1 pseudogene is annotated in these 229 nt (G+C 56.3%); it reads right to left on the reverse strand.

Features of this window, described 5'->3' with window-relative positions:
* A pseudogene (locus SB753_RS42305) lies at window positions 1-229 on the reverse strand (TetR/AcrR family transcriptional regulator); the annotation flags it as partial.

Below are 229 nucleotides of genomic sequence, written 5' to 3' on the forward strand. Positions count from 1 at the left end.
CAGTTTTCTGCGGCGGCCGATGCGGCAATCTCGTAAAGCTTGCGGTCCCGGAAAAACAGTTTGAGGCTCGCTTCGGTAAAGACCTTGAACATCCGTCGCAGCTTCTCAGGCGGCAGATCGGTCTCTGCGACGGCTGTCCTGACCTCGCCTTCGATCTCGTGCAGGCAGTTAACGCAGATCATCTCGCCAATGGCCTGCTTGGACTCGAAGAACTTGTAGATGTAGGCCT

This window comes from Paraburkholderia sp. SIMBA_053 (assembly GCF_046534895.1).
Classification (GTDB): domain Bacteria; phylum Pseudomonadota; class Gammaproteobacteria; order Burkholderiales; family Burkholderiaceae; genus Paraburkholderia; species Paraburkholderia caledonica.